Source organism: Streptomyces sp. NPDC045701 (genome assembly GCF_056432045.1).
In genome coordinates, this window is record NZ_JBWKJV010000101.1 from 1 (window position 1) to 3,247 (window position 3,247).

A 3,247-nucleotide genomic window follows, 5' to 3' on the forward strand; every position below is an offset into this window, starting at 1 on the left:
CGATTGACGCCCGTCGAGTACGAAACCATCATGGCCCCTCACACAGCACTCGCTGCGTAAACCCCAACTGTCACCCGATCACGCAGCAGTCCCGCCCTCGGCTCCACGGGCTTTAGCCCAAGGCCGTGAAGTTACGGGATGAGCCTTGGTTGCAAGATGTCGATGCTGAGGGTGGCTTTGTAGGTGCGTCGGTCGGCTTTGAGGCTTTTGTAGGCGTATCGGGACAGGGGTCGTTCACCGCTCGCGGACTGACGCGTAGGCGTCGGGCGGGCATGAGGTGTCCAGGACGGCCCGGCCGATCGCCCCGGCCAGGTCGATCACCGTGTCGGCTATGACGCCTGCGGCCTGGACGACCTGGTCGCGGGCGGCCTGGAGGGCGATGCTGAAGCTGGCTCGGTCCGGATCAGTCTGCACGACCGCGACGAGCGGTAGTTTTGGATGGACCGCGTCGGAGGATGCGCCGCAGGTCAAGGCCGTGCCCTTGGCCCCAACCGCAGCCTGCCGCCGAAGTTCCCGCCTATGCAGCTGTTTCACATCAGGCCCGCGGATGGACAGGACGGCACGTACACGATCAGCCAGGACAGCGGCGCGATCGGCGTCTCTGACGCTGCCGGGACGCAACATCTGATTCGAGCCTCGGACAAGGGCAGCAACTTCACCATCATTCCTGCCTGACCCCTCCGTGACCAGCAGCTGAGCCGCCAGGTCGCCAGCGGCAGTTTGACGGGCGTGTGCCACCCCGAGGTGGCGCACGCCCGACGCTGCGGGCCGACCGACGGTGGACGTGGCTGAGCTGGAATCGGTCCGCGGTGAACTCGGGCAGCTCGACCGCGGGAGCTTCAAGGCCTGCGCCCGCAGCGGCGCCGGGCACTTCAGCGTTCACCACGCCCTCGCCCACGTGGACCAACTGAACGTGACGTCGCTCGGCGACCCGGACAAGGGCGCCATCTACCGCTTGGCCGACGCGCTGGCGGACCTCGGGGTGTCCGTGGACGCAGCCGCTGACGCCTACTGGACGCCCAGCGGAAGGCGACCGTTCCAGGGCAGGGCATCGACCAAGACGGTCCCGGCAGGGCAGACTCGGGGCAGAGGGAAAGGGGCGGGCAATGACCGCACAGCCGATTCACCAGCACGAGCCGGAGCGGGTACCGCGCAACGCCAAGGGCATTGCCGCCGCGTTGACGGCGGAGGCCGCCAAGGAGTTCTACTCCGAACTCCTGGCCGCGACCCCGGAGCAGGCCAAAGGCGTACTCCTGCGCTGGTGGGGCCAGGCGATGCTGGACACCGATCCGGATGCCGACGCGCGGGCCGACGCGGTGCTCGCCGGCACGGTGCCCACCGTCTCGCTGGAAGACCTGCTGGCGCGGCGCCGGGCGGCGGGGCTGCCCGTTGACTGATCCGTACGACGAGGGCCTGCCGTGCGTGCTGTCCGAGAACGTCTCCCAGCTCATGATGGACCCCTCGCTGCCGCCCCACGTCTTCGGCGCGATCGTGGCCGCGATAGTCACCATCGGCGAGATGGGCGGCATCGTTCCGGGCAGCACGGCGTCACCGCGGCGGCCCCAGCAGCGCCGCCTGGCGCTCGGGGCCGAGGGTGAGCTCGGGATCGCCGAGTACGTCATCAGCCGCGACGAGGACCCGCCGCAGATCGTTATCACGCACGTCCTGGTGTTCTGAACAATCTTCCCCCGGGGCCCGGCCTTTGTGCCGGGCCCTTCGCCGTCAGGCGAAAGCGCTCGCGGTCACCCTGCTCGTCACGGCCAACTCGGAGCCCGCGGGGGCGGCCGATCTCGTGGTCAGCCCGCAGCCCGACGGCGGCTGGGAGGTCCACGGCACGATCACGAAGGCGACTCGGGTGACGGGGTGCCTGCGCCTGGAGGCGGGCGATGACGGGGATTCGGGCCGGACCGCCCAGACGCTGGCGGTGTGGTGCGGGCCGGCCGGGAGCGCGGGCGAGGTGTCCGCGCGGACAGAGCACCCCTTCGTGTACCTGGTGAGGCGGGGCGGGGACGGCCTCCCGGCGGCCTGGTCGAGCCGTCGCCTGATCCGGTAGCCCATCCGGGTGACTTGCCAAGGTTCGACACAGCCCGACGCCTCTTGTTGCTGTAATGTTTTATGTGTCGGGAGGGTGGTCGGTACCCACTCCTCCGGCGGAAGACACCCCGTCAGCATCAAGGAGACGTCATGGCCTTCACCGGCGACGAAACCACCACCGCCTCGCTCGACCTCAGCACCGGGCACGTCGCGAGTATCTGGAGCGACTGGCCGACCGACGGCCCCACCCACCTCTGCTTCCGGACGGACGGCGACGGCGAGGCCTGCCACCTCCGCCCGGTGCGCCGCGTCGGGGGCGGCTACGTCCTTGTGGAACACCGGCCCGGCTTCGACCTGGAGGGCTGGATGAACGACCCGTGGATGCCCTGGGACGAGCTGGGTGCAAAGCTGGAGAAGCTCATCGGGCAGGAGGCGCGCACCCGGCCCTGGCCCGCGAGTCGGGCGGCTGGTGGCGGCTGGCCCTCTACCCGCTGGGCGACCGGGCCGAGTGGGACGTCGAGCACGACTACGAAGCGCACACGGTGGTCGAGAACCCCGAGGCCGGGGCCAGCGACGCCACGCGCGGCGAGGAGATCCTCCTCAGCCACCTGACGGCCGTCCGCGACGGCCGAAGGATCGAGGACGTCCTCGCCGAGCACGACGGCCACGAACTCGCGGTCGGCGACGGCGAGGGCGCGGCCATCCGCGTCCTCGACGAGGACGCGGATCCGGCGGACTTCGGCAACTCCCTGGTCGAGTGCCTCACCTGCCAGACGGACACGGCTGGCACCACGCCTCCGACGTCCTGGAGCGTGCACTCCTGCTCCTGGCCGAGCGGCAGCGAGAGGTCACTTTCGGGGTGCCCGAGCCGGAGCCGATGGAGGACATGGACGTGCGCGCCCTCGACAATTCGACCTGGCTGCGGAAGCGGCTCTCGGCGAGGTCGGCGATCTGCCAGTCGGCCATGTGGAACCGGGCGGCGGCGGCCGCGAAGTGGGCCGCGACCGCTCCGGCGACGGGGCGGCGGTTCGCCACCGTCCGCGCCTGGCGCACCACGGCGGGTGCTGCGGCCAAGGTGGCGTGAGGCTCGGCGCAGACATGAGGCGGGGGACCCAGGGGAAAAACAAGGAGGAGCGTTTTTTTTTTTTCCGGCAACCCCAACCACGCTTCCCCCTAAACGCCTTTGGGCCAACGACCCCCCCCCCCCCACAAC

Annotated in this window: 7 protein-coding genes; 6 read left to right on the forward strand and 1 reads right to left on the reverse strand. The window is 70.0% G+C overall.

The window, feature by feature from the left end; translation table 11 throughout:
• Positions 1-234: 234 nt before the first annotated feature.
• Positions 235-471: a hypothetical protein gene (locus AC07DW_RS32635; protein WP_478861260.1), complete on the reverse strand. Its 237-nt coding sequence runs from the start codon at positions 469-471 to the stop codon at positions 235-237.
• A 48-nt stretch (positions 472-519) separates the two neighbouring features.
• Here AC07DW_RS32635 and AC07DW_RS32640 point away from each other — a divergent pair, with 48 nt between their 5' ends.
• The 6 genes from AC07DW_RS32640 to AC07DW_RS32665 all read left to right on the forward strand — a co-directional run bounded on the left by AC07DW_RS32640 (position 520) and on the right by AC07DW_RS32665 (position 3,118).
• Positions 520-675, forward strand: coding sequence for a hypothetical protein (locus AC07DW_RS32640; RefSeq protein WP_478861261.1), 156 nt, complete (start codon positions 520-522; stop codon positions 673-675).
• A gap of 431 nt (positions 676-1,106) precedes the next feature.
• The gene (locus AC07DW_RS32645; protein WP_478861262.1) at positions 1,107-1,397 is read left to right on the forward strand and encodes a hypothetical protein; all 291 of its coding nucleotides are present in this window, start codon (positions 1,107-1,109) and stop codon (positions 1,395-1,397) included.
• Positions 1,390-1,677: a hypothetical protein gene (locus AC07DW_RS32650; protein WP_478861263.1), complete on the forward strand. Its 288-nt coding sequence runs from the start codon at positions 1,390-1,392 to the stop codon at positions 1,675-1,677. Before AC07DW_RS32645 ends, AC07DW_RS32650 begins: the two co-directional genes overlap by 8 nt.
• 25 nt (positions 1,678-1,702) lie before the next feature.
• Positions 1,703-2,053 carry a hypothetical protein gene (locus AC07DW_RS32655; RefSeq protein WP_478861264.1) on the forward strand — a complete coding sequence of 117 codons (351 nt, stop codon included), beginning with the start codon at positions 1,703-1,705 and terminating at the stop codon, positions 2,051-2,053.
• A 131-nt stretch (positions 2,054-2,184) separates the two neighbouring features.
• Positions 2,185-2,646, forward strand: coding sequence for a hypothetical protein (locus tag AC07DW_RS32660; RefSeq protein WP_478861265.1), 462 nt, complete (start codon positions 2,185-2,187; stop codon positions 2,644-2,646).
• Between the two features lie 145 nt (positions 2,647-2,791).
• Positions 2,792-3,118: a hypothetical protein gene (locus AC07DW_RS32665; RefSeq protein ID WP_478861266.1), complete on the forward strand. Its 327-nt coding sequence runs from the start codon at positions 2,792-2,794 to the stop codon at positions 3,116-3,118.
• Positions 3,119-3,247 lie beyond the last annotated feature (129 nt).